The organism is Paenibacillus sp. B2(2019), from assembly GCF_008370385.1.
Lineage (GTDB): Bacteria > Bacillota > Bacilli > Paenibacillales > Paenibacillaceae > Paenibacillus_AQ.
The window spans coordinates 42,367-67,586 of sequence record NZ_VTZR01000008.1 but is presented as its reverse complement, the minus strand read 5'-3'; the positions used below and the strand labels follow the sequence as shown (position 1 = coordinate 67,586).

Annotated in this window: 8 protein-coding genes; 1 reads left to right on the top strand and 7 read right to left on the bottom strand. The window is 45.5% G+C overall.

Annotated features, from left to right (window positions below; all coding sequences use genetic code 11):
- Positions 1 to 7 precede the first annotated feature (7 nt).
- From fabD to PAENI_RS07360, 7 genes are all read right to left on the bottom strand, one after another.
- A complete protein-coding gene (gene fabD, locus PAENI_RS07390) occupies positions 8 to 1,285 on the bottom strand; it encodes an ACP S-malonyltransferase (RefSeq protein WP_149644843.1) in 1,278 nt (425 codons plus the stop codon).
- A 17-nt stretch (positions 1,286 to 1,302) separates the two neighbouring features.
- On the bottom strand, positions 1,303 to 4,464 hold the full coding sequence (locus tag PAENI_RS07385; protein ID WP_149644842.1) for a non-ribosomal peptide synthetase: 3,162 nt from the start codon (positions 4,462 to 4,464) through the stop codon (positions 1,303 to 1,305).
- A gap of 57 nt (positions 4,465 to 4,521) precedes the next feature.
- Complete coding sequence (locus PAENI_RS07380) at positions 4,522 to 15,261, bottom strand: non-ribosomal peptide synthetase (protein WP_149644841.1); 10,740 nt, start codon at positions 15,259 to 15,261, stop codon at positions 4,522 to 4,524.
- Between the two features lie 26 nt (positions 15,262 to 15,287).
- Positions 15,288 to 22,358 (bottom strand): non-ribosomal peptide synthetase, encoded by a 7,071-nt coding sequence (locus PAENI_RS07375; protein WP_149644840.1) that lies wholly within the window; start codon positions 22,356 to 22,358, stop codon positions 15,288 to 15,290.
- A 17-nt stretch (positions 22,359 to 22,375) separates the two neighbouring features.
- Positions 22,376 to 23,119 carry a thioesterase II family protein gene (locus tag PAENI_RS07370; RefSeq protein ID WP_149644839.1) on the bottom strand — a complete coding sequence of 248 codons (744 nt, stop codon included), beginning with the start codon at positions 23,117 to 23,119 and terminating at the stop codon, positions 22,376 to 22,378.
- On the bottom strand, positions 23,119 to 23,814 hold the full coding sequence (locus PAENI_RS07365) for a 4'-phosphopantetheinyl transferase family protein (protein WP_149644838.1): 696 nt from the start codon (positions 23,812 to 23,814) through the stop codon (positions 23,119 to 23,121). The genes PAENI_RS07370 and PAENI_RS07365 overlap by 1 nt, the downstream gene beginning before the upstream one ends.
- A gap of 241 nt (positions 23,815 to 24,055) precedes the next feature.
- Positions 24,056 to 24,529, bottom strand: a complete 474-nt coding sequence (locus tag PAENI_RS07360; RefSeq protein WP_042192000.1) for a CcdC protein domain-containing protein — start codon at positions 24,527 to 24,529, stop codon at positions 24,056 to 24,058.
- A 489-nt stretch (positions 24,530 to 25,018) separates the two neighbouring features.
- Between PAENI_RS07360 and PAENI_RS31770 the strand changes: the two genes are divergently transcribed.
- Entirely contained in the window at positions 25,019 to 25,189 is a 171-nt protein-coding gene (locus PAENI_RS31770) for a hypothetical protein (protein ID WP_156113190.1), read from the top strand.
- The last annotated feature ends 31 nt before the right edge of the window (positions 25,190 to 25,220 follow it).

The window sequence follows — 25,220 nt, the reverse complement described above, 5'->3', positions numbered from 1 at the left end:
CCTGCGCTCATACCATTACTTTATAATCCTGAAATAAATGGCCGGTACCCGTCTCTGCGAACAGTTGCTCGAATCTTTCCACTGCCTCTTCTGGCGGTGTGCCCTTGGTCTTAAACACGCTTTCCAGCATAAGCACAGCTTCTTTCATCTCACTTAAACTAGGTTCTCTTCCTTCCTGCTCAAGTTTCTCTTGCAGTTGTTGAATTTGTTTGTAGGGTTCAGATACTCCCTTTTTGTAGGCTACTTGATCCCAATTGCGGTTTCTAGTACTGACAGCAATCCCTAGGCTGCGAGCTAGCAGCGATAAAGCTGGCCGAGAACCAGATGTTGGAACGGTTTGAACCTGCTCAACGGTCTCCTTGATTACTTCAAGGGATGGCGACTTATCAAAAGAGAGGGTTTGTATTTCAGGCGCTGTTCTGCTCATAAGATTAGTGAGTACGGCGCCTGGCCCAAACTCAATCGCTGTGGTGACCCCTTGTTCAGCCAAATATTTCATACTGGCAACCCACTGAACCGGAGCGACTATCTGTTTCACTAAATTGGCAACAATTTGTTCTCCACCTTCATAAGGACGACCAGAGATATTCGAGATGACTGGAGTTCCAAACGGCCCTTTCTTAAAGCTGTATTTCAACAGCTCCTCGGAGAAACTTTCTGCTGCTGGTGCCATCAATGAACTGTGAAAGGGTCCCCCCACTTTTAAAGGAACTGCGCGTCCTCCAATACTCTTTAAAGCTTCAATCGCCGATTGGACTGCTTCTTTATGACCTGAAATCACAATTTGTGAAGGAGCGTTAATATTGGATATAGCAACTGAGTATCCATCCCGCGATGCCAACGCACATTGTTTTTCAATCTCTGCTTGATCCACTCCGCTGATCGCAGCCATGGCTCCTGCTCCATCGGCTGCTGCGGCTTGCATTAGCAGCCCTCTTTTACGGGCAATTCGGATGGCATCCGTCAGGGATATCGCACCGGCGCAAGCTAATGCGGAAATTTCTCCAAGACTATGTCCAGCCATCAGATCCGCTGGGGCGCCGATTCGATTCATATACACGCGATAAGCGGCAACACTCATGGCCACTAAAACAGGCTGCGTATTCTCCGTACGGGTTAGTTCCTCTATACTGCCTTCGAAAGTCAGCTTAGCTAGATCGAATCCAGCAGCTTCGTTTGCCTCTTCATATACTTCTTGAGCTTCGGGGTATAACGGCACCCAATTTTTACCCATTCCAGCATATTGAGAGCCTTGACCTGCAAATAAAAATGCGATTTTGCCCATGTACAATCACTCCTCTTCTATATTTGGACCTCAAGCATTTTGACAACGCTGTCCGCGTACTTCTCCATAAATTCAAAAGCCTTAGCTTCTTTCCACAGATCTGTACGATAATCACAGATACATTCATAACCCTCTAAATCCTCAACAATTTGCACATATAAATCAGCCTGGTGAAGACTCATATTCTCCTCATATTCGTTATAAGAGAAGTATGGCACGATCGATTTGCTGTTCTTCAAGCGATCCGTTTCCAGCCAATCAATAGCTTGATAGACCGGATAGCCATCTGAGCCTTTCAGTCCTGAAATAGTTGCAGATACCTGTTCAAGCAGCTCATTAAATTGATAAATGTCATCGAAATCTGTTGTAACCGGTACAATCCATTGCAGATCCTCTGAAAGGACCTGGACCACAATTTCTTCTTGCACACTCATTTCAAATATCTGATAGAAGAATGCGGCTAAGAACAAGCTAGGTAGATCAAAGGTAGAACCTTCCTCCCAATTACGCAGCTGCTCCGCTCTCCATCCCTCTAGACGGAATCGAATGTTTCCATCCCCTTCCTCTTCCTCGAGGCTTCGCAAGCAATCCGCTCTAAGCATTACTTCTGTGTGAACGGGTTCGATCACCGCCGGCTGTGACCTCTCATCTATAAAGCGCGCAAGCTTGGATATGGACGGATAATCAAACAAATCAACGACTTTCACTTTTCCCGGAGCCTCCTCCTCCAATCTGGCATGAACTGATACTAGAAGCAGAGAATTCCCGCCTAGATCAAAGAAGTTATCATCGAGACCAATCTGCTCGACCTCTAGCAGCCCCCCCCAAATCCGAGAAAGCATCTGTTCAGTCTCCGTCTTGGATGAGGAATATAGAACCTCCAGCATAGGTCGTGCTACACTAGGCTCCGGTAAAGCGCGTCTGTCGATTTTTCCATTCGGGGTGATCGGTAGCTGCTTCAAATACATATATGTCGAAGGCATCCATGCCTCGGGTAAGGTCTCTGAGAGGAACAATCGAAGCTGCGAAACCGGAATCTCCTGTCTGGCCTCATAATAAGCAACAAGGTATTTACCAGATTCCTCATTCTCACGGGTTGTGATTACACAGCCCTCTACTTCTGGATATTGAGACAATCGATTTTCGATTTCCTCGAGTTCAATACGAACCCCTCGAATCTTAACCTGGTCATCCATTCTTCCGATGAATTCTATGTTTCCGTCGGAAAGCCATCTGGCGTAATCACCTGAACGGTATATTTTCTCTCCCGGCTCGAAGGGATTGCTAACAAACTTAGCTGCAGTTAATGCTTCATTATGCAGGTAGCCTCGTGCGAGACTATCCCCTGCGATACACATTTCCCCAATCACTCCCTCTGGTTGTAATGCTCCATACTCATCAACAATATAAATCCGCGTGTTATGAATTGGGCGTCCTATATGATTGGCTAAGCGGGAATCGTAAATGGTATAGCTGGTAGCGACAACGGTATTCTCTGTGGGGCCGTAGTTATTCACCAGCTTATAAGGTGTATTTCGCGTCTGCTTCAGCCGATCACCACCTGTAAGCAGGATCCGAAGTGATGGACTATGATCTGGCAGCCTTACGAATCTTTCACAGATGGAAGTGGGCAGAAAGCTAATGGATATCCCTTTTTCTTCAAAAAAGTGATTAAGCCTCACCATATCAAGCTTAGCTTCCGCAGGAACAATGTGGATGGAAGCACCAGCCAGCAAGTAAGGAAATATCTCCCATACTGATGCATCAAATCCGAACCCAGCATATTTTGTTGCACGATCGGTAGCCGTTACCTCGAATTGATCCAGATGCCAGAAGCATAGATTGAGTAAAGCTCGATGCTCAATCATGACACCTTTGGGTGCTCCTGTTGATCCTGATGTATAAATAACATAAGCCAGATCTTCCGGAGTATATGGTACATTTGGATTACCTAAGCTCTCTTCCTCGTCCCCTTCCCCCAAAACCTTCAGATCAATTAATCTTCCTCCGTAATGTTTGGGCAGTTCCAGTTCTGTCTGGTATAGCATCGCCTCTGCTTTACTGTCATTCAGCATGTACTGAATACGGTCCAGCGGATATTCGGGATCAATCGGCAGATAAGCAGCTCCTGACTTTAAAATTCCAAGTATGCCACTGAACATCTCCAGTGAGGGCTGAGCCATAATGCCTACAATGGAGCCCGAACCTATGCCTTGTGCTTGCAACTGGTGAGCAATTCGATTGGCAGCTGCATTAAGTTTCTGGTAAGTAAACTGCTGATTGCCGGATGTGACCGCCGCTTCATCCGGCGTCTCCAGTACTTTCGATTCAAACAGCTTAACCACGGTTTGGGTCTGCGGATAAAGAGTAGCGATAGGGTTGAATTCATAAAGCAATCTGTTCTTCTCCTCAGGAGGAACAATATCGAGCTGCATAAACGGTTGATTGGGATGGCTCAGGGCTTCCATTAACCAATGAAGCAATTGGCCCGAGAGGGTAGAAACCTTCTCCGCTGAGAACAACAGACCGTTGTATACTACCTCCAGAATCATTGCTTCATTTCGCTCTACCAGAGCAAAAGCCATTTCCGCACCAATAATTTCCGCTTCTTCTGCACTTTCAATTGCTTCTCTAAGTACTAGCGTTCTCCAAGGTGACTCTCCCCGTTCTACCTTAAGGGGCTCCAAACTTTTTTTAGGCTTCAAAGGTGATCTCTTGATGGAATCCTCGGTGAAAGATTCCATGATGCCCGATTCTACAAGCTGTTCCATCAAAGAGGAACCAGGATCGATAGAAGTCAGCACAGGATATACTCTTCTCTCCACCTTCGAACCTGTTGCATTTTTCGTTAGCACCCCGGTTGTAATCATTCGATTACCGCAATATTTGAAGAGCATATATTGCACGGCTCTTAACAGTAGAGAAACTTTTCCGATGGAAGAGTTGGCTCCCACCTCCAGTACTCTTTCAGCTAGAGCAGAGGATAAGGGGATTCTACACTGCTGAAATTGATAGACTTCTTCAGAAAATAGATATCTCTGCGTATGTTCCTCAGGAAATCCACTCCAGATTAGCTCCCCCTTAGACTGCTGCTTCTCTGAATCATCGCTAAGATCCCATAACTTCCGATCATGCTCTTGCTCCGGAAAGCTGCTTATGACCCGTTTGTTTACTGCCATCTCTTCTCCTCCTTTTGAATATCATTCATTCCTTAACTGACCTCCTTCTACAATGAATTAGGAGTATATCTGTTCAGCCGGAGAGTGGATATCCACTTCCTGAATATAACAATCAGCAGCCTCTGCCATGGTCCGAAGAACCAGCATATATTGGTTGGCCATATTGACTATGGTCTCTTCGCGGAAAAGCGAAGTTCTATAATTGAAGCTGAAATATAATCGATCGCTTCTTTCCCCAGCGAACAGTGCCAGGTCAAACTTGGTTAACCCTGAACGTATATCCAGCCTTTGAACAGCAAGCCCATTCATCACCGGATCAGCTTCCGTATCCGCCAAGCTCTGGAGCTCGAATAAGGTATCAAACAATGGATTTCGGGATGCATCTCGTGCAAGCTTCAGATCACTGATCATATGCTCGAAAGGGAAATCCAGATGGTTAAATGCAGACAACGTCTCCTCCTTCAACTCTCTAAGGAAGGTTCTGAAGGTCTTCTTCCCTTGCGGACGGCTGCGAATAGCGGCTGTATTAACCAACATGCCCACCATGGAGCTTAAATCGCCATGGCTTCTACCAGATACGCCACAACCGATGATAACATCCTCGCTATCCACATACTTGGAGAACCAAATATGATAACAAGCAGCCAGCACATTGTTCAGGGTAGTTCCTTCCGTTATGGAAAGCTTCTTCAGGGCTTCCCTCAATTCAGGCTCTGCTTCAAAGCAGACGTCCCTGCCTTCATACGTTCTAGTTACAGAACGAGGGTGGTCGGTCGGGAGATCTTTAGAGGGAAGAACACCTGAGAACATCTTCATCCAATAGCTCTTTTGCTCACTGTACATCTCGGACTGTAGAAAGTTCTCCTGCCATACAGAGAAATCCTTATACTGCACTTCCAGCTTCGAAAGACCTGTTCCGTTGTATAGCGCAGTTAAGTCGCGAAGCAGAACAGATATTGAGGTTCCGTCTGAAACAATATGGTGCATGTCAAGGAACAATACATTTCTCTGCTCATGAATGTTAAGCAGAACGGCTCGGAATAAAGGAGCACGAGTCACATCAAAGAATCTACTATACGATTTCAGTGCTTTTTCCAGACTAACCTCAGGGATTTTTCGATACCCCATACGAAATGGAACTTCGGAATGAACCTGCTGTACAATCTTGCCTTGATTCAGATGAAAGGAGGTTCTTAACGGCTCATGCCTTGCAATCAACTGCTCCAAGGCCTGTTCTAACCGGGTACGATCCAGAACGCCGTCAAGCATAAGCGCTACAGGCATGTTATAGACCGTGCTGCTCTCCTGCATCTGGTTCAGTACAAACATCCGTTTTTGCGCTGAGGAAGCAGGGTACAATCCGCTAGCTTCCAGTGATACTACAACTCTTGCCAAGGTCTCCCGCTGCTCTTTTTCAAGTAAGCTTGCAAGCTCCCGGATGGTTGGATAATGGAACAATTCAGCAATAGCCACTTTGATGCCCAATTGCTTATGAATTTCGGACACCAGCGAGATCGCCCGGATCGAATCGCCCCCGAGTTCGAAGAAATTATCCGAGGCATTCACCCCCGTCTTCCCTAGAACCTTATTCCATACCTCTGCCAGACTGCGTTCACACTCATTCTGGAAAGTTGAATCCTCATTTCCTCGCTTGGAGGTGAACTTAGGGGCAGGCAATGCTGCAATATCCGTTTTCCCATTAGACGTCAGTGGGAACTGCTCCAGATGAATAAAAGCGGCTGGAAGCATGTAATCTGGAAGACGACAGGATAGATGCTTCCGCAATTCTCGATCTTCTACCTTTCCCTCGCCGATAATATAAGCACACAAGTATAACTTGCCTTCATCATCCTTTCTGCCGATAACAAGCGCTTGGGTTACCTCTTCATGACGGAGCAGCTCGTTCTCGATTTCATCGGTCTCAATCCGGTAGCCGCGAATTTTGATTTGACGATCTATTCTTCCGATGTAGCAAAGGTTTCCGTCTGGCAGCCACTTCACCAAATCCCCTGTCTTATACATGCGTTTTTCAGGAAAATAAGGATTGGAAATGAACTTCTCTGCGTTCAGCTCCGGTCGATTCAAGTAACCGACAGCCAAGCCTGTACCTGAAATACATAGCTCCCCTTCCATACCTGCTGGCATCAGAAGATGATCCTTGCCAAGTACGTAGATCTCCGTGTTTGCAATCGGCTTACCAATATATACAGGTCTATCCGGCTGCAAATTTCTAAAGAAGGTTGTTGCCACGCTATTCTCCGTAGGTCCGTATTCATTCATCAACTCTGTGTGTGGGAGCAGCCGTTTGCTCTCTTCAATCACGTGTTTCGTAATCTGTTCACCCGCCAATGTCACTTGATTTAGCGAATGCAGACGCTCCGCTTCACAGCATTCGAGAAGAGCCAGATACAGGCTAGGCACTGCTATAAAATGAGTTACATGGTAATCAGAAATACTGTCCGCGATAACAAACGGGTCCTTAGCATCACTATCAGACAGTAGAACCACTCGACTTCCCGAGATAAGTGGAGTGAATAGACTCGTCAAGAAGCCATCGAATGAGAAAGAAAATAACTGAAGCACAGTGTCCGAGATCCCGAGTGCATAAGCCTCACGGCGCCATTGCAGCGTATTGGCTATACTCCGCTGAGTAACGGCCACCCCTTTTGGTCTTCCCGTCGTACCCGAAGTGTAGATGACATAAGCTAGGTCATCTGGTGATTTCTTCAAAGGCAATGCTCCCTCGTCCTGATGCTCCACCGGATTTTCAAAATTAATCACCGTACCTGAGAAACTAATCTTCTTGCTTCCTTGTTCATTAGTTAGCAGCCACTTGGCTCCGCAATCCTCCAGCATGAAAGAGATTCTTTCCTGCGGGTAATCAGGATCAAGAGGTACATAAGCCCCTCCAGCTTTCCATATCGCTAGAATTCCGATAACCATCTCGATCGAACGATCCAGCATCACAGCAACCGTAGCTGAAGGTTGAATACCCAAGCTGACAAACCCTCTTGCCATTTGCTCTGCACGCTCGTTTAGCGCTCCGTAGGTGATCTGTGAGTCGCCATGGACTAATGCGATCTGCTCGGGGTTCGATACTGCCTGCTCTTCAAACAACAGGAGCAAAGTATTATTTTCCTCGTATTCAACCGCAGTGTTGTTGTAGCCGAACAAGAGCGCCTCTTTTTCAGCTCCATTCACCATCTCAAGCATGGAGATACTGGCATGAGGACAGCTACACAACTGGCTCAACACCTCAGTAAAGTAACGACTAAGTCTTTTTACCGTCTCTAGCTTGAATAGTTGGTGACTATAATCCCATTTCAGTGAGATCCCGCCAGCTACCTCTTCCACAGCCACTAGTGTAAGATCCGTCTTGGCACTACCAGCACTGTTCTGAATAGGTGTGCATACCGTATCTCCAAACTGAAGTCGGCCTGTCTCGGTATTCTCATAGATGAACATGGCGTCAAATAGTGGATTACGGCTAGCATCAGGCTTTACATCGAGTGCATGAACTAAATGATCGAAAGGATAGTCCTGATTTTCAAAAGCATTCAGTGTAGTCATTTTGATCTCTTGTAGAAATTGCTTTCCTGTTTTATCGAAAGCTGGATTTCCTCGAATGACCAAGGTTTGAGCGAACATCCCTACCGTATCGTGGATATCACCCTCTGTTCTTCCCGCTGCCACGGTCCCTACAAGTAGATCTTGTTCTCCAGTAATCTTGGCTAACATGATTTGAAAAGCGGCCATTAAGACCATATAGGATGTCGTACCTGTCTCTCGACTGAGTGCTCCGATCCTTCCGAACAATTCCTCATTCAATGTGGCCGTCAAGCTGGCACCTTCAAAGGAACGAACAGCTGGTCTCGGAAAATCCACTGGCAAGTTCAACACCGGAATATCACCCTGAAGTTGCTCTATCCAGTAGTTCTCTTGAGCCTTCATACTTTCAGAGCGGATGAACTGCTGCTGCCAGACTGCATAATCCTTATACTGGCGCCACACTGGTGGTAGTAATTCCCCACGATAAAGCTGCATCCACTCTTTAAAAAGAATCGCTATTGAGCTGCCATCGCTTATGCTGTGATGCATATCGAGCATGAGCAGATACCTTCCGGTAGACAGTGTTCCGATTCCGCAACGTACCAAAGGTCCTTTGGTAAGCTCAAAGGGACGAATAAAGCTTCCAATCATCTCCTCTGATTGCTCTTCTGTCCCTTGGTAATGTTCAAGTGGAATCTTCTGCTCTGGCAGAATCCGCTGAGCTACCGTCCCCTCTACCTCTTCAAATACAGTACGTAAAGCTTCATGACGATTCGTTAACTCCTGAAGACTTTCTCCCAGTCTTGCAAGGTCTAGCTCCCCATCCAGGTATACCGCAAAGGGGATATTGTAGCCGATACTATCCGGTTCTCTCATGGATGAAGCGTAGATCCGCTGCTGTGCAGAGGATGCCGGGTACAACACCTGAAACTCTGCCACTGGAACAACCCGTTCTAAGTTAGGCTGCGCCAGATTCATATTCTCTGATAATTGCCTAACCGTCGGACCCGAAAATAATTTTGAAAGTGGCAGATGAAGCTGAAATCGCTGTTGTATTTTGGCTAAAAGAACCATCGCCTTCAGCGAATGTCCGCCAAGCCTGAAGAAATCATCATGCACACCGATACTCTGAACACCCAGTACTTCCTTCCAGAGTTGCAGTAGCAGCTCTTCTTGTGTATTCGCTGGTCCTTCAAAGAGATGATCGCCCGCTTCTAATAACCCGTACATTGGCTCAGGCAGAGCCCGAGTATTCACCTTGCCATTTGAGGTTAAAGGCAGTGCATCCATAAAGATGAAATGGGCTGGAATCATATATTCCGGCAATCTTTGACTTAAGTAATGGCGGATATCCGTCGGCTTAAGCAATTCGTCAGTAACCAGATATGCGCATAATTGCTTGTTTCCTATACCGTTGTCCTTGGCGAGCACTACCCCCTCTTGCACTCCAGTCAACTGTAGCAGCACTGCCTCTATTTCCCCGGGCTCTACACGAAATCCACGAATCTTTACCTGTTGATCTATTCTGCCGTGGAACTCTATCGATCCGTCCGGAAGCCAGCGGCCCAAATCCCCCGTCTTATACATCGTGCAGCCTTCCAGATATGCATGCTCTACAAATTTATCTGCGGTCATCTCCGGTTGATTCAGATAGCCGAGTGATAAGCCATCACCGGAAATCATAATTTCCCCGAGCGCACCTATAGGCTGCAATTGATGGTAACGATCCACAATGAACACTTGGGTATTGGAGACCGGTCTGCCGATCGGAAGGGTCCCCGAATTTGAAAGAGCCTTTACTTCCTGGTAAGTAGCGAACACCGTGCTTTCCGTTGGACCATATACATGAATCAGCTTATCATCACCAAAGGTATCGAGTGCTTTACGAACATGATTCACAGAAACGCGTTCCCCGCCGAAGAGGACTTTCCTTACCTGAGACAAAGCTTCAACGTTCACATCCACGACGGTGTTGAATAATGCGGTGGTAATAAACAGTAGCGAAATGCGTTCGTTCTCGATCATCTTCGTCCATTCCGTGATATCCGAAATCGACTCCTTGTCAATTAGCACCAGCTTAGCACCATTTAAAAGAGCGCCAAAGATATCAAAGGTAGATCCGTCAAAAGCATAATTGGACAATTGCAGCAGTGCGTCATCTTCAGTAATTTTGATATAGTTAGTATTCCTTACAATGCGAATAATGCCGGAATGACTGCTTATCGTTCCTTTCGGCTTGCCGGTAGATCCTGAAGTGTACATTACATAGGCTGGAGAGGAGGAATCTATCTGACAAGGAAAAGGTATGAAAGATTCGTTAACCTGGAGCGCATGCAGACCATCGAGCCAGATCACTTCACGCAGAACTTCTCTCGTTGTTTCATGAATTTTCGTCACTAATAAGCTTTGGGTTAAAAGTACCTGAATCCGCGCATCCTCAATAATGGTGCCGATACGTTCTTGTGAATACTCTGGATCTATAGGTACGTAGGCTCCGCCTGCTTTCAATATTCCTAAGATCCCAATGATCATTTCAAATGAACGTTCCACCATCAGCCCCACTCTATGACCTGGGCCAACACCTTGAGTTCGAAGCAGATAAGCCAACCTTCCAGACTGCTGATCTAGCTCCTCATATGTCATTTGCTCTTCACCCGAGACTAGGGCAACATGTGTAGGAAACTTTGCCACCTGCTCCTCAAATAACTGTGGAACCGTTAGATCTCTTGGATAGTCCGTCCAGGTATCGTTAAATTCCTGAACAATGACTGCTCTCTCTTCCTCGCTCATCAGCTGCAGTTCTTTTATTGGGGCATCTGTCTTCCGAGTCATCTCCCGTATAATATTCAAATAGTGCTCTGTAAAACGCCGTATCGTCTCCTGGTGGAACAAATCGGTTCCATACTCCCATCGGAAAACAATTTCATCCATACGCTCCTCGGCAAACACCGTCATATCAAACTTGGCTATCTTATAATCAAAAGGATAGTAAGACAGCTTGGCATGGCCCAGTTCAATCTGCGGAACATCCATATTCTCCAGAATAAACATGGTATCAAAGATCGGATTCCTGCTTTTTTCTCTTCGTACTTGAAGCACATCCAGCAGCTCGTCGAAAGGGTAATGCTGATTCTCGAATACATCCAACGAACGCTCCTTGATTTCTTTCAGGAAATCAAAAACGGTCTTGTCACCTTCCGGATAATTTCTGTGCGCTACCGTATTCACGAACATGCCCATCGTCCGTTCCAAATCCGCATGTGGCCTTCCCATGGAGACTGAACCGACAATAATATCCTCTTGCCCCGTGTATTTTGATAAAAGAATGTTATAGGCTGCCAGCAAGACCATAAATAAAGTGGCACCCGTTTCTCTAGACAACCGCCGAATATCATCGACAACCGCTCCATTCAAGGTGAAATCAATAAAGTCACCTTTGAAGCTTTGTACAGCTGGCCTTGGAAAATCACTTGGCAGATTCAAGACGGGAAGATCGTCCTGAAGTTGTTCCTTCCAGAATTTCTCCTGTTTACCGCGCTCCTCCACTCCTTCTGAACTCAATCTCCACTCAGTGTAATCCTTGTACTGGATAGTAGCTTCTTCTATAGAACAACCAGCATAAAGATCCATTAGTTCCTGAAATAAAATCGCTGTGGAGATGCCATCAGAAGCAATATGATGAATGTCCATCAGTAGCAGCTGTCTTCCATCCTCAACCCGAACCGTCTGTGCTCTGAGCATCGGAACCCTGTCTAAGGCAAACGGAGTAATAAACTCATCAATTAATGAAGCAACAGAATCTCTATCTCCTGTAATATCCGGGACTTCAAAAGAGAACTCCTGATGCACTTGCTGCATTAGCCCTTCCTCCGTCATAAGATAAGACGTCCGCAGAATTTCATGCCGTCCGATAATATCTTTCATGGCCTGCTGCAACCGTACGCGATCCAGCTCCCCATCCACGATCCATATATTCGGCATATTATAGGTGGTCGATTGATCATCCAGCTGACTTAAGGCGTAAATTCTTTGCTGCATTGGTGACGCCGAATACATCACCCGTGACTCAGCTGCCGGGATTGGTAGCTGTACTCGCTGGATCGCCCCTCCCATCCAATCCGCAAGACCTGCTATAGTGGAAGTGACGAATAGTTGTTTAAGTGGCACCTCGATACTAAGCTCCTTTTGAATTCGAGATACAAGCACCATGGCCTTAAGCGAATGACCTCCCAGTAAGAAGAAATCATCTTGAATACCTACACGTTCTATATTCAAGACCTCTTGCCAGATATAAGTCAGCTTGCTCTCCAGCTTATTGCGTGGAGCTTCATAGATGTTGTATAAGAAAGTACCTGCTTCCGGTTCGGGAAGCTCCTTCTTGTTGACTTTACCGTTAGAAGTTACAGGTAAGGTAGCCAGCTCCATGAAATAGGTCGGGATCATAAAATCAGGTAATAATTGAGTCAGGAAAGCTCTTAACTCTACTGGTTTCAGACCTGAATCTGTTACATAATAGGCGCAGAGTAAATTTTGTCCGCTGGAATCCTGACGGCCAATCACGACCGCATCTGTGATGTCCTTATGCTGCTGTATCTGATATGCCACCTCTGCGGGTTCCACTCGGTAGCCTCTTATTTTTATCTGATCATCTATCCGTCCTAGGTAAGCAATAGAACCATCTGGCAGCACTCTACCTCTGTCACCTGTACGGTATAATCGTTCTTCACGTCCTGATAAAGACAGGATTAGAAACTTACTGCTATTCAAATCCTCACGGTTTATATACCCTTTGCCTACTCCATTTCCAGCAATGCAGATTTCCCCGGCTAAACCCGTCGGCATCAGATGATTGTTCTTATCCACAATGTAGATTCTAGTATTATCAATAGGTTTGCCAATCGTAGGCATCTGACTAAATCGCTCTAATCCATCTCGTTCCATCCAATGAGCAATACTGCCGATTGTAGCTTCTGTAGGGCCATAATGATTCATTACTCGAATGTTACTGCTAAGCTGGAAAGTCCGTTCCACGTCCCTCACATGAATCGGTTCACCGCCAAGTACTAGCACTCTCAAGGATGGGAAGAACAGATCCTCAGCCTCTGTTTCGTTTTGCAACGTGCTGTAAAGTGTTGGTGTCATTTTTAAGAAGGTAAGATTATGAACTCTACCATATTCAAGAAGCCGCTGTGGAGATGCATATAACTCTTTATCCAGTAAATGAAGTTCGCACCCACTTACCATTGCTGAGAAAAGAGCGGTATATCCGAGGTCAAAGGCAAAGGAAGAGGTTAAGGCCGTCTTATCACTGGACCGAAGCTCTGCTGTACGCTGGAACCAGATCAAATAATTCACAAGATTATGGTGAGCAATCGCGACTCCTTTAGGAACTCCCGTTGTTCCACTGGTATAGATCACATACACCGTATCCGTTGGATCATTATCCGGCCATTGGATCTCCGCACCATTCTCCATTTGATTGCTATCTAGATACAACGTTTCTACCGGAAGTTCCTCTGCCCGAAGATTGCCCTCTTGTGTAATTAACAGCCTTGCTTCACTATCTTTTAGCATATAAGCTTGCCGTTCTGCCGAGAATTCAGGATCTATCGGTACATATCCAGCTCCCGCTTTTAACACACCCCAGATTGCTACGATCATCTCTAGCGAAGGCTCAGCCATAATCCCTATAATATCTCCGGGGCCTATCGCCCATTCTCTGAGCTCACGAGCGAGCGTATTCGATTTTCCATCCAGCTCAGCGTAGGTCAACTTGCTTTCGCCATATACGAGTGCAACGTTATCCGGATTCTGAATAGCCTGTTGCTTAAGCCACTGTGTAAGGGTCCCTGGCTGTTCCAAAGCAGAATACTCTGTTCCCTTTGCCGATCCTGAAGTAGCAGCATCTGTACCTGATAGCAGCATCAATTCGCTGATTCTCATATCCGTCCGATCCAGAAGACTTTCGGCAATTAATTCGATATGTCTTTGAATGCCCTCTATAAAATCCTGATCATATACCTTGGTGTTGTAACCCAAACGTATGGAGATTTCTCCACTAGGAACGATTACAACATTGAAGTGATAGTTGGTCTGTTCGAAGACCTGCACTTGGCTTAATACAAAGCCAAGATCACGTTCATTTTTTAATTGAATCCCTTCTTCTAACGGGTAATTCTCAAAGACAAGCACATGGTCCAGAAGCTCCCGCTTGAGTAACGAAGCGTTCTGAATTTCAGGTAAAGCTACAAATTCATTCCCTGAAGAAAGTGCTACATGATCTCTTACCGTTTCTAGCAATTCTGCAAAAGTAGTCTGATCATTTCTGCGAATACGAACCGGAATGGAATTGATGAACATGCCGACCATTTGCTCAATCCCGCTCACCTCTGGTGGACGCCCAGAGACCACCGAGCCAAACACTACATCATCTACATTATTATATTTCTGTAGTACAATGCCCCAGATCATATGCAGCATCGTACTGAGCGTAACACCACTCTTTCGGGCTAAGGCCTCTAATCTCTCGGTCAACCCCCGGTTTACGGTAAAGTTCACTTCTGAGAGCGAGTAGGCTTCACCTTCGACATTATCCAGCTTCCATGCAGGAACTCCCGCACGCTGCTCATATCCCGACAAATAATGGTTCCAATAATCCATCGCTGAATCTTTATCCTGCTTCTCTAACCACTGAATATAGTTAGAGAACGGCAACACCTGCCGAGTTCTTATCGGTCTGTTTCTTTTAAGCTGCCGATACATACGTCTGAAATCCCGTAGTAGCAAGCCGACACTCCAGCCATCAAGTATGATATGGTGAAACGTCCATATGACATCGACTCGGCGGTCGCTCCGCTCAATAACCGTCAACCTGACAGGAGCATCCAGCGTTAAATCGAACGGCTGACTTCTGTCCGATGCTTTATATTGTTCTATAAATTCAGATTGTGCTGTCTCATCCAACCCGATAACCTGTTCTGTACGAATACTCTGCACCCGCTGCTTCAGCACGACCTGCACCGCTTTTTTCACATTCTTGTGAATGAACACGGTACGTAGAGCCTCGTATTTCTCAACGAGTAGTGCGATCGTCTTTTCAAAGATACGTGGATTAAATTCGCCTTGCAGACTAAAATGAAATTGCTCTAGGTAGACGCTGGAAGCTGGATGCATTAAATGATGGAAGAGCATTCCCTCCTGCATAGGTGTCAGAAAATAAATATCCTTAATATCCGCCTTTGTATACATTTGCCTCTACCCCTAAACATTCGTTTTTAATTGCCGATGGATTCAAAGATCTCGCCAAGCAGTTCAAAATCAATTTGACCAGATGAGCAATCACTCGGCGTCAATTCCCCTTCTCTCCGGTTCTGACAATGCTCAATGATTGCCAGTAAGCTACGTCTGTAGGCCTCAGCGAATGCATATATTGCAGCTGGTTCTATGGTTTCCCTATTATAGTGACAGACCATTTCAAGGCAGCCGCCGCTGATTACACCTTCCAAGGCTATCGCATGATTATGGTTAAATTCCGGGTGCACTTCCTGTCCTCTATAGAGATTCGATACACTGAATAACTCATTTTCGTTATCCATTTGCCCCATAAAGTTAAAGCTAATCACTGGCGGCGATATCTCACCAAGTCCTTGTCTATGCTCTGTGCTCAAGTATTTCAATACACCGTATCCGATACCATTATGTGGCACGGCCCTCAGCGTTTCTTTAGTTCGTCTGATGGAGTCTCCAATGTCATCGGGATCGATAAGCTCCAGCAGCAATGGATACACAGAGGTAAACCATCCTACTGTTCTAGTCACATCCGTATCAACAAACAATTCTTCGCGTCCATGACTTTCTATTGTAATTTTGATGGCCCGTCGTCCAATCCAATCTTTAACCGCTAAGCTCACTGCACACAGCAGTAAATCGTTAATTTCCGTGTTATAACTGCGATGGGTATCCTTCAGCAGCGCCTCCGTCTGTTCACGGGTAAATAGCAAGGTAACACTGCTGGATTGGTTAACCAAATGGGTGGAAGTTAGACCAGGATACAGCGGTTCTTCTTCCCAGGAGGTGATTCTATTCCAGAAAGCAAGCTCCTTAAGCAGCTCTTCGCTTTGGGTGTACTGCTTCATTTGTTCCGCCCAATAGAAGAATGAATCAGTCGATTCTGGAAGCTGAATTTTCGTATCATGCTCTGCCGTTATTAACTGAGTATAGATATTTCTGAAATCCTCAAGAAGGATTCTCCATGACACCCCATCTACTATAAGGTGATGAATAGCAATTAGAAGGTAATCACCCTCAGTTCTTCGGAATAACCCTAGCTTTACAAGTAGCCCATGTTCTATATTTAATCCCGCTTGAAGCGTATCTGCCTCTTCGCTCATTCTCTGTTCCGGATGTTCTTCTTCTCGCATGTCATACACATTTACTGAAAATCCGCCTTCGATGATAGAATCTTGGATTATAGCCTCAAACTCAAACTGCCCTTCTGTGGTTCTTCTGAATTTGGTTCGCAGACCCTCATGTACACTGGACAGAAGATCGAAACTCCGTTCAACCCCTTCAGGGCTAAATCCTTCTTGATGGAAGAGAAGCACGGATTGGTTGAAATGATGACGTACCCCTTCTGGATTCTGAAACAGCCAGTTCTGGATAGGTGTTAGCACAGCCGACTCCAGCTTCACCTTATCTCTTACCCGCACAGATTTGGTCTTCACGAACGGTGCGATTCGGCGAATCGTATTTTGCTGAAGAATGTGCTTCACATCCAGTTGCAAGCCATATTTGTGTAATCGAGAGGCAACCTGAATGGCTTTGATCGAATCTCCACCCAAGCTATAGAAGTGATCTTCTGTCCCCGCAGTCTCACCGAGTACATCTTTCCATACTTCAACCAGAATCCGTTCCATGGTATTCGTAGGTGGTAACTTAATCATTTTCGGAGCCTTTTCCGTCAACCTTTGTGCAAGCTGCTTTTTGTCTATTTTTCCGTTAGGAGTAAGCGGTAAGCTCTCCAATAAGACAAGCTGTGCAGGAACCATATATTCAGGCAATTGTTCTCTTAACTGCTCCCTGATTGATTCTCCAACGACACCAGGGTGAGCTGGAATACAATATCCATATAATTCGTTGCCCCCGTTATGCCCCGTCTTACTGATCACCACAGCTTTTCTAATCTCAGGGTTAAGCAGCAGCTTCGACTCAATCTCACCAAGCTCAATCCGATACCCTCGAACTTTGATTTGATCGTCGACCCGCCCTTTATATTCAATGTTGCCATCTGTCAGCCAACGGCCCCGATCTCCGGTTAGATACATTTTTCTGCCGGGATGAAAAGGATCGTCCACAAACTTCTGGTTAGTTAACATTTCGTTATGCAAATAACCTCTAGCGATTCCGGTACCTGCGATAGCAATCTCGCCTTCCACACCTACCGGCTGTAATCTGAAATAAGGATCTATGATGTAAATGGAGGTATTATCAATGGGCTTACCGATAGGGATCTTCCCGCTGCTCTCCTCTACCTGAAAGCTAGTGGCTACAACCGTATGCTCTGTTGGACCGTAATTGTTAACTAGTTTATAACGTTGCGGAATAAACGACTTCAGAGTATCTCCTCCAGTTAGTAGTAAGCGTAGGGATTGATTCTGAAGCGACATAAAAGGCTCGCAGATCGGCGTAGGCAGGAAACTAACCGTAATTCCATTTAAATTCATATATTCATTTAATCGATGGACATCTTTGCGAAGATTCTCCTGAACGAGGTGAAGCTCGGCTCCGCATAACAGGGAGGGGAAGATCTCCCATACCGCTGCATCGAATCCAAATCCGGCAAACTGAGTCGTCCGGTCCTGCTCATTTAGTGCAAAAGCCCGGTGATGCCAATGACATAATTGGACCAGTGAGCGATGCTCTATCATAACCCCTTTAGGCATCCCTGTAGACCCGGAGGTATAGATGATATAAGCCAGATCATCCGGTCCGCTCAAGGATTCCAAATCCTCGGCTCCGTAATCCAGACACCATTCCATATGATCTATATCCAGCATTTCTATAGCATAATCATCTGGAGCTGGGAATTGGCTTTGTGTCAACAGGATCTCTGCACCACTATTGTGAAGCATATAAGAAATGCGCTCCGCTGGATAATCAGGATCAATAGGAAGATAAGCTGCTCCACTCTTCAGAATGGCTAGGATTGCTGTAATCATATGCACTGATGGACGGGACATCACAGCGGCAATGCTGTCTTTTCCCAGACCTTTGCTTATTAGTGCCCTTGCCAAGCGATTGGATTGTTCATTTAGCTCACGGTATGTCAAACGTTCCGTTCCGCAGATCACAGCGGTCTGCTCCGGGGTTTTCCCTGATTGGCACATAAACCATTCATACGCTGTTATTTCTTCAGGAAACGCTACGGATTCAGTATTGAAGATGCTCAGCAGCTGCTCCCTCTCCGGTATAGTAATCATCTCGAACTCTGAAATAGAGTCATCCAGTCTGGTCACCAGCTGTTCCAATAGCTGTAAGTAATGCTCGTTCATTCGCTCCACCGTCTCTTGTTTGAACGTGGAGGTGAGGTACTCCCATTTCAAAGAGAGCTCTTTGCCTTGCTCCGTTACGATCAGAGCTAACTTAAACCGGGATACAGGGTCTTGGAATGGATAAGAAATGCCTTGGGACCTTCCAAGACGCAAGTCTGGCAGTTCCAGATTCTCCATCGAAAACAAAATATCAAATAATGGATTCGGTTCATGGCTGCGAGAGAACTCTAGCTGCCCAACCAGCTTCTCAAAGGGATACAAGCTATGTTCAGAAGCCGCCAGTACCTGTTGCTTGACTGCTTCCAGAAGTTCTCTTCCCGTTTGTGTACCGTACTGGCGTAGCCGTAAAGGTAAGGTATTCACAAACATTCCTACAACGGATGACATCTCCGAATGACTTCTTCCGTTGTTTACCGTACCGACGATCATGTCCTCTTGACCGCTGTATCTGGATAATAAGAGCTGAAAGGCTCCTAACATTACCATATAGGGTGTTGTTCCGCTGCGGCCTGCCGCTTCCTTCACCTTGTCAGCTAATTTTCGGGTCAAGGGTAGTGTCAAATGGTCTCCTGCGGTTTGGGAATAAGGTCTTTCTGAGTGATCGATGGGCAATTGCAGAATCGGCAGCTCCCCTTCGAATAATTTCAGCCAATACTGTTCTACTCTTCTGCCGTCCTCCATACACCGCTGTTTCTCTAACCAGTTTGAGCAATCCTTATACTGTATTCTTGCAGGAGTCGCGACCAACTCTCCATTGTATATAGCATTAAGCTGTCTCAGTAGAAGTCCGGTGGATATCCCGTCGCAGACTGAATGATGAATATCCATTAATAGAAGCCCGCGTGAGGGTCCAAGCTCCTTCCATAAAGCCCGAAATAATGGAGCATGGTGCAGATCAAAAGGAGCGATAAAGGCTTGTATCGTCTCCTCAGCAGATTGTTGATTGTCAGCGATCTTAAGACTCAATACTGCTTGTTCATGCACATTCTGCCGAAGACCGTCTTCCTCCAGGCTAAAAGAGGTGCGGAGCGACTCATGGCAGCGGATCAGCTCATTTAAAGCCATCTCGAGTCTGCTTAAATCCAGCTCCCCATGGATCTCAATAGCCATTGGCAAGTTGTAAGGAGTACTCTCTGGGTGAGCCTGTGAGAGTGTATAAATCCTCTGCTGCGCTGAAGAAGCAGGATAAGAGGCTTGCTCAGCTACCTTATCCATCGATGTGGATATCGTCTTGTCGCTCTGCTCGATAAAAGACGCCAAAGAACGAATATTCTTTAAGCGGAGCAGGTCAGCCAAGGTGATGCGAATCTCATAATGCTCTAGAATAGCGCTTATGATCTCCGCAGCCTTCAACGAATGGCCACCTAATAGGAGAAAATCATCCTGTACGCCTATCCGATCTGTTCCAAGCACCTGCTGCCATAATAGTGTTAACTCAAATTCTAGTGGTTTTGATGGAGCTATATATAGGTTATTATCATTTATTTCAGTTGTTATAAGAATAAGCCTCTTCCGATCAATCTTCCCACTAGCATTTAAGGGGAATGACGTATCCACTTGGATGAACTGCTGGGGGAGCATATAATCTGGAAGCTTACTCAGTACATATTGTTGTAATTCAGAGGTAGAAATTTTACTTTCGAGTACTAAGTATGCAGCAAGATATTTCTGACCCTCTTCGTTATTCTTATCAAGGACGGCTGCATTCTTAACAGCTGGATGTTGCAGCAGCACAGTTTCAATCTCCTCGGTCTCAATCCGGATACCTCTAATCTTCACCTGATGATCAATGCGTCCGATATATTCTACATTTCCGTCAGGAAGCCATTTGGCAAGGTCACCTGTCTTATAAATCCACTCGCCAGATTGAAAAGGATGTGGAACCAATTTTTCTCTGGTGACTTCCGGCAAATTCAAGTAACCGCGAGTTAATCCAATGCCTCCTATACACAGCTCCCCTGCAATGCCAATAGGCTGTGGATTCTGATCAGGATCGATAATATAGAGTTGGAAATTAGCGATCGGTTTTCCGATAGGAACCGCTTTGAGCTTGCTTGCCGCAAGCTCTTTCGGCTTCTTCCAATAGGTTGCACAGATAGATGATTCGGTGGGTCCATAGCCATTTATATATTGAACTTGCTCCCCCCACTGTTCCAATAAAGCAGGTGTAGAAGCCGAGCCAACTACAAAAAGATGTCTTAACGTATGTATGCGTTCAGGATGCAGGGATGCTGCATAAGCAGGTGGAAGTGTTGCAGTATTTACTTCATAATCATTTATATATCGTTCAAATCGAATGAAATTATAGATGATGTCCCGGGGCGGGATATAAAGTGTTCCTCCCGACGTCAGTGCCTGCAACCATTCCCAAATAGATGCGTCAAACGATACATTAGCGAACTGTACTACACGTTTGGGCACATCCAGAGGGAACTCAGAGGCATACATCGTTGCCAGATTAACCAACCCTCGGTGTTCAATCATTACACCTTTGGGTTTACCGGTTGTTCCCGAAGTGAAAATAATATAAGCCAAATCCTCAAGCTTTCCCACATGCTCCGGCTTCTTGCTGCTGATGTTCTCCCATGATATCGTTACAAGCTCCAATCCTTTGTCGGTACGAATCATTTGTTTACCAGTATCGAAGTATACACAGCTCTTCAGGTCAGTCACTGCTGCCTGCTGCTCACACATTAATGCATGTTCTTGACAGGACAGTAGAGTTTCAATCCCTGAACTCTCGATGATATCCGTGATTCGATCTTGAGGTAAGCCAACGTGAATCGGTACAAAAGCGCCTCCGCTCTTAAGGACCGCTAGGGAAGCAATTATGTGCTCAGAACTACTCTCCATCAATAAGCCAATCCGGGTCTCCCGTCCCGTCTGCTTCTCACTTGCCAGAAAATTCGCCCATCGGTTCGCTTGTTCATCTAGTTCACGATAAGAAATTTGACCGCCTTCGTGAACAATTGCCGGATGTTCTGCTGCAAGTTTGACCTGCTCTTCAAACAGCTCATGAATCGATTGTTGTACTGGAAGAAGGGTGTCCGTTGCATTGAAGTCGATCAGAATGCGGCGTTTTTCTAAGGTGGAGAGCATTTCAATAGAAGCAATAGGGGTAAATGGCTGCCGGATGGCATTAGTGGCCATTCTGCTTAGATGACGGGACAGGCTGCGGATAGAAGCGCTGCGGAGGGCTGTCTTGCTATAAATCAAGCGCAGCGATAGATCATTATCACCTACAACGATATTCAGCGCCAGATCATAAGGAGTGAATGTACATAATGTCCTGCTCTCATAGATTGCAGAATGACCTATAGCATAGCTGTTCGACCGTGTTTCTCTTATCCATTCTGCAGTCCGCTCCATAAAAGCTTCAGCAGCATACCGCGGATTCTCCCTCGCATGATTCTCAGTTTGTTCCCAGGCTTCTATAAAAGATTGTCCCGAATCTACCGTGCATGGGATCGGCTGTATCTCATGATGACCGGTGGAGCATTCGTGATTAATAAGGAAATTCTTCTCGCCAGTATACCGATATAACACCATCGCATACAGGGTCATTATCCCTGAATATATCGAAAAACCGTGTGTATGTGCCAACTTACGGAAAGCGGTAAATGTTCGACTTGAAAATGTGAAATCCACATAGCCCAGAGAATCCTCATTCTTAACTGCTTGGCTGTTCAGTGGACTTCCCCATGAGAGATCTAGCTTCATATTCTCATCCTCATACCGTTCAATCCATACCGGATCAGAGGATTTGGACAATTGATTAATGGGTGTTGTCGACATTGAAATTGAAACCTCCTTTATTTCCCAGGTATAGCAACCCGGAAGATCCTCTCCAAATATAAGGCGATATAAATTTTCATAATGACGTCATCCAACGATTCGTTAATAAAGAAATGATTACCCGGAAAAATACTGGTGCGGCACTGTCCCGTAGTCGTCTCCCCCCAGGATTGAAGGTCTTCAAGTGTAACCTGGACATCCCTTTTTCCTCCGAATGCACTGATGTTGGCTGAAAATTTGGGTCGGTCTAATCTAGGTTGATACGTCTCGACTAATTTAAAATCGGCTCGTAGAATCGGGAGAAATAACTCGCGAAGCTCTGTATGCTCCAACGCCTGTCTAGTGGTCCCCCCGTAGTTGAGCACTTCCTGTACAAACTCCTCATCAGATAGCATATGAAAGTTATGATTAGGCGAGGGGATAAAAGGAGATCTTCTACCTGAGAAAAAAATATGCTCCGGCCCCGGCAGCCCCTTCTCTTGCAGCTTGTGACATAATTCAAACGCGATCAGACTGCCCATACTATGCCCAAATATCGCATAGGGCTCATACAACTCATAGCTGATACTCTGATACAAATCTTCAACGGCTTCTTCCATATTTTCATAAAAAGGAAGATTCGACTTGCGACCTCTTCCGGCTAGTTCCAGCGGAATAAAATCCATATCATTCTTATCCGGTATCCGCTTCTTCCAGCGTTCATAAGTGACTGCAGAACCGCCCGCGTATGGAATACAGAACACTTTTATATGATTCATCATTACGCCAACTCCAACTTAGGATAGTAAAAATCATTTAAACTCCACAACTTCAACTGCCCTGGTATGCTCTTGGGATGGCAGCAAACAGCACATTGATAACCAGTTATGTCATTAAAGGTCTCAAAAGCCCAATCTTCCAGTAAATGATTCTGTATGTAACATTTGAACCTGCTTTCTTCCTGACATTTTTGAATAGAAAAGGATTGTAAAGGGATCGACATCCCCTTCCCCAAAGCCTTGATATAGCTCTCCTTCAAGGTCCATAGCTCGTAGAAGCGATTAGGATATTCATGCGAATCTGCTGCCAGATAAACTTTCTCTTCTTCCGTGAAGCATAGATCTCCAATAGCGGGAGGTAAGGAATGACATTGTTCAATATCCGTTCCGATCGGCTGCTCGTCGAGAGCACATGTGACCCAATCACCGGAGTGACTAATGTTAAAATGAATGTTCAGTCCGCTAACCTCTGGCTTACCATAAGGGTTTTCCTGGAACTGGATGCGTCTAACCGGCTGTCCAATTCTGTCGGCAATCACTGTTTTGGCAAGGAAAATACCTGCAAGCGAACGCTCCGCATCTTCCCTTCTATAGAAGCTAGAAATCCGTTTGCGCATACCAGCATCAGTTGAAAGCAAAAGATGTAGATATTGCTGTTCCGGAATGCCACCTTCTATGTGTAAAGCGTGCAATTCCATATCACTCACATCCTTTTCTGAAAATCATCCTATAGCCGAGTTTGTTTCTTAAGTCAATCTTACAACAGCCTATCAGACCTTTCACCGAAAACCACCCCTGGTTTAACCACAAACCTTTTGCGCTTTTACGAGCCAAGCACCGCAATTATGTTGGTTCATAAATTGTCCAGTTGCGTGGTCCAGTTGCCCATAAGAAAAGACCCGCATTCTACCCGCGGATCCTTTGTTAAAGCAAGTATCGTTATTCCATCGAAACGTCTGATTTAATCATCTTTTTAAACTTCAGATAACTGGCTAGTCTCCATGGAATGATGTAGGACGACGCGACGATAAACAGCAGCACAGCCATATTTTGCGGTTCAATCTGGAGAAGATAACTTCTGAGAATAACACGCAAGATCAAGATCCCTACGAAAAAGTAGAGAAAACCTATGTTCCTCTTGGTGTAAATTCGGCCATCCCTTTTCTCATAAGCCGTTGTAATAATCAGCGGAACCGAGAAAGCTAATCCTACAAGTATAGCCAGCAGTGTTTCATTCTGTTGAAGATGTACCTGACCGTTTAGCAGCAGCAGTAGGCCAGGGCTTAAGAATAGAATCGGCAGCATAATCCTAAACGCTCTTTTTCCCATAGGCCTATGTTCCGACATTAGTCTTCTCAGCACAATAATTGCAGCGACACCCAGCATAATGCTTAACATAAAGTTACTATTCATTTTGCACAGCTCCTTCCACGTAATATGCATCACTGGAATAAAGTGTATCTTATTATTTATAGCTTTACACCGAAAATCATTGTGGTAAAAACCGCAAATTTTAAGCTTGTGACCAGCAAAAAAAGGGATGCCCCAGCATCCCTAGAGGAAGGGGTCTAAGCGGTAGAAGCACCGAAAGCAGCCATTGGCATCTGCCAAAGTTCTAATGCAATCGAAGCCCCCCCTCCTTCATCCGAACAAGCACTGGTTTACTAGGCACGTAGGGAGCTGGTTCGAACTGGTTAGCTGTAGATTTTTTGCACCATGTCATCAAAGGACTCAGTAAGTCCGAGACAACCATAAACTTAGCCGATGCTGAACTCCCCTAGGCCCCCTCAAAGTAAAAAGCCTCCAATTGAATTGGGAGTTTTCTACTATATAACTGTCAAGGTCTGGCATAAAATTCAAACTACCTTCTCATACTATGGGGAGAATATGGAGGTGAATGTCATGCCAAAAAATAACGCCAGTCCCAAAGGTGAACCAGGCAAACATCAACCAAGTAAGAAAAACAATGCACAGAATAACAATAACTTTAATGAAGCGGCTCAGATGGTAAACATCGATAAAGCTGCCGATTATGTTCCCAGCTTAAACGGTGTTTCCAAAACCGACGTCTAAACCGCACTGTTAAACAAAAAAACACTCCTCA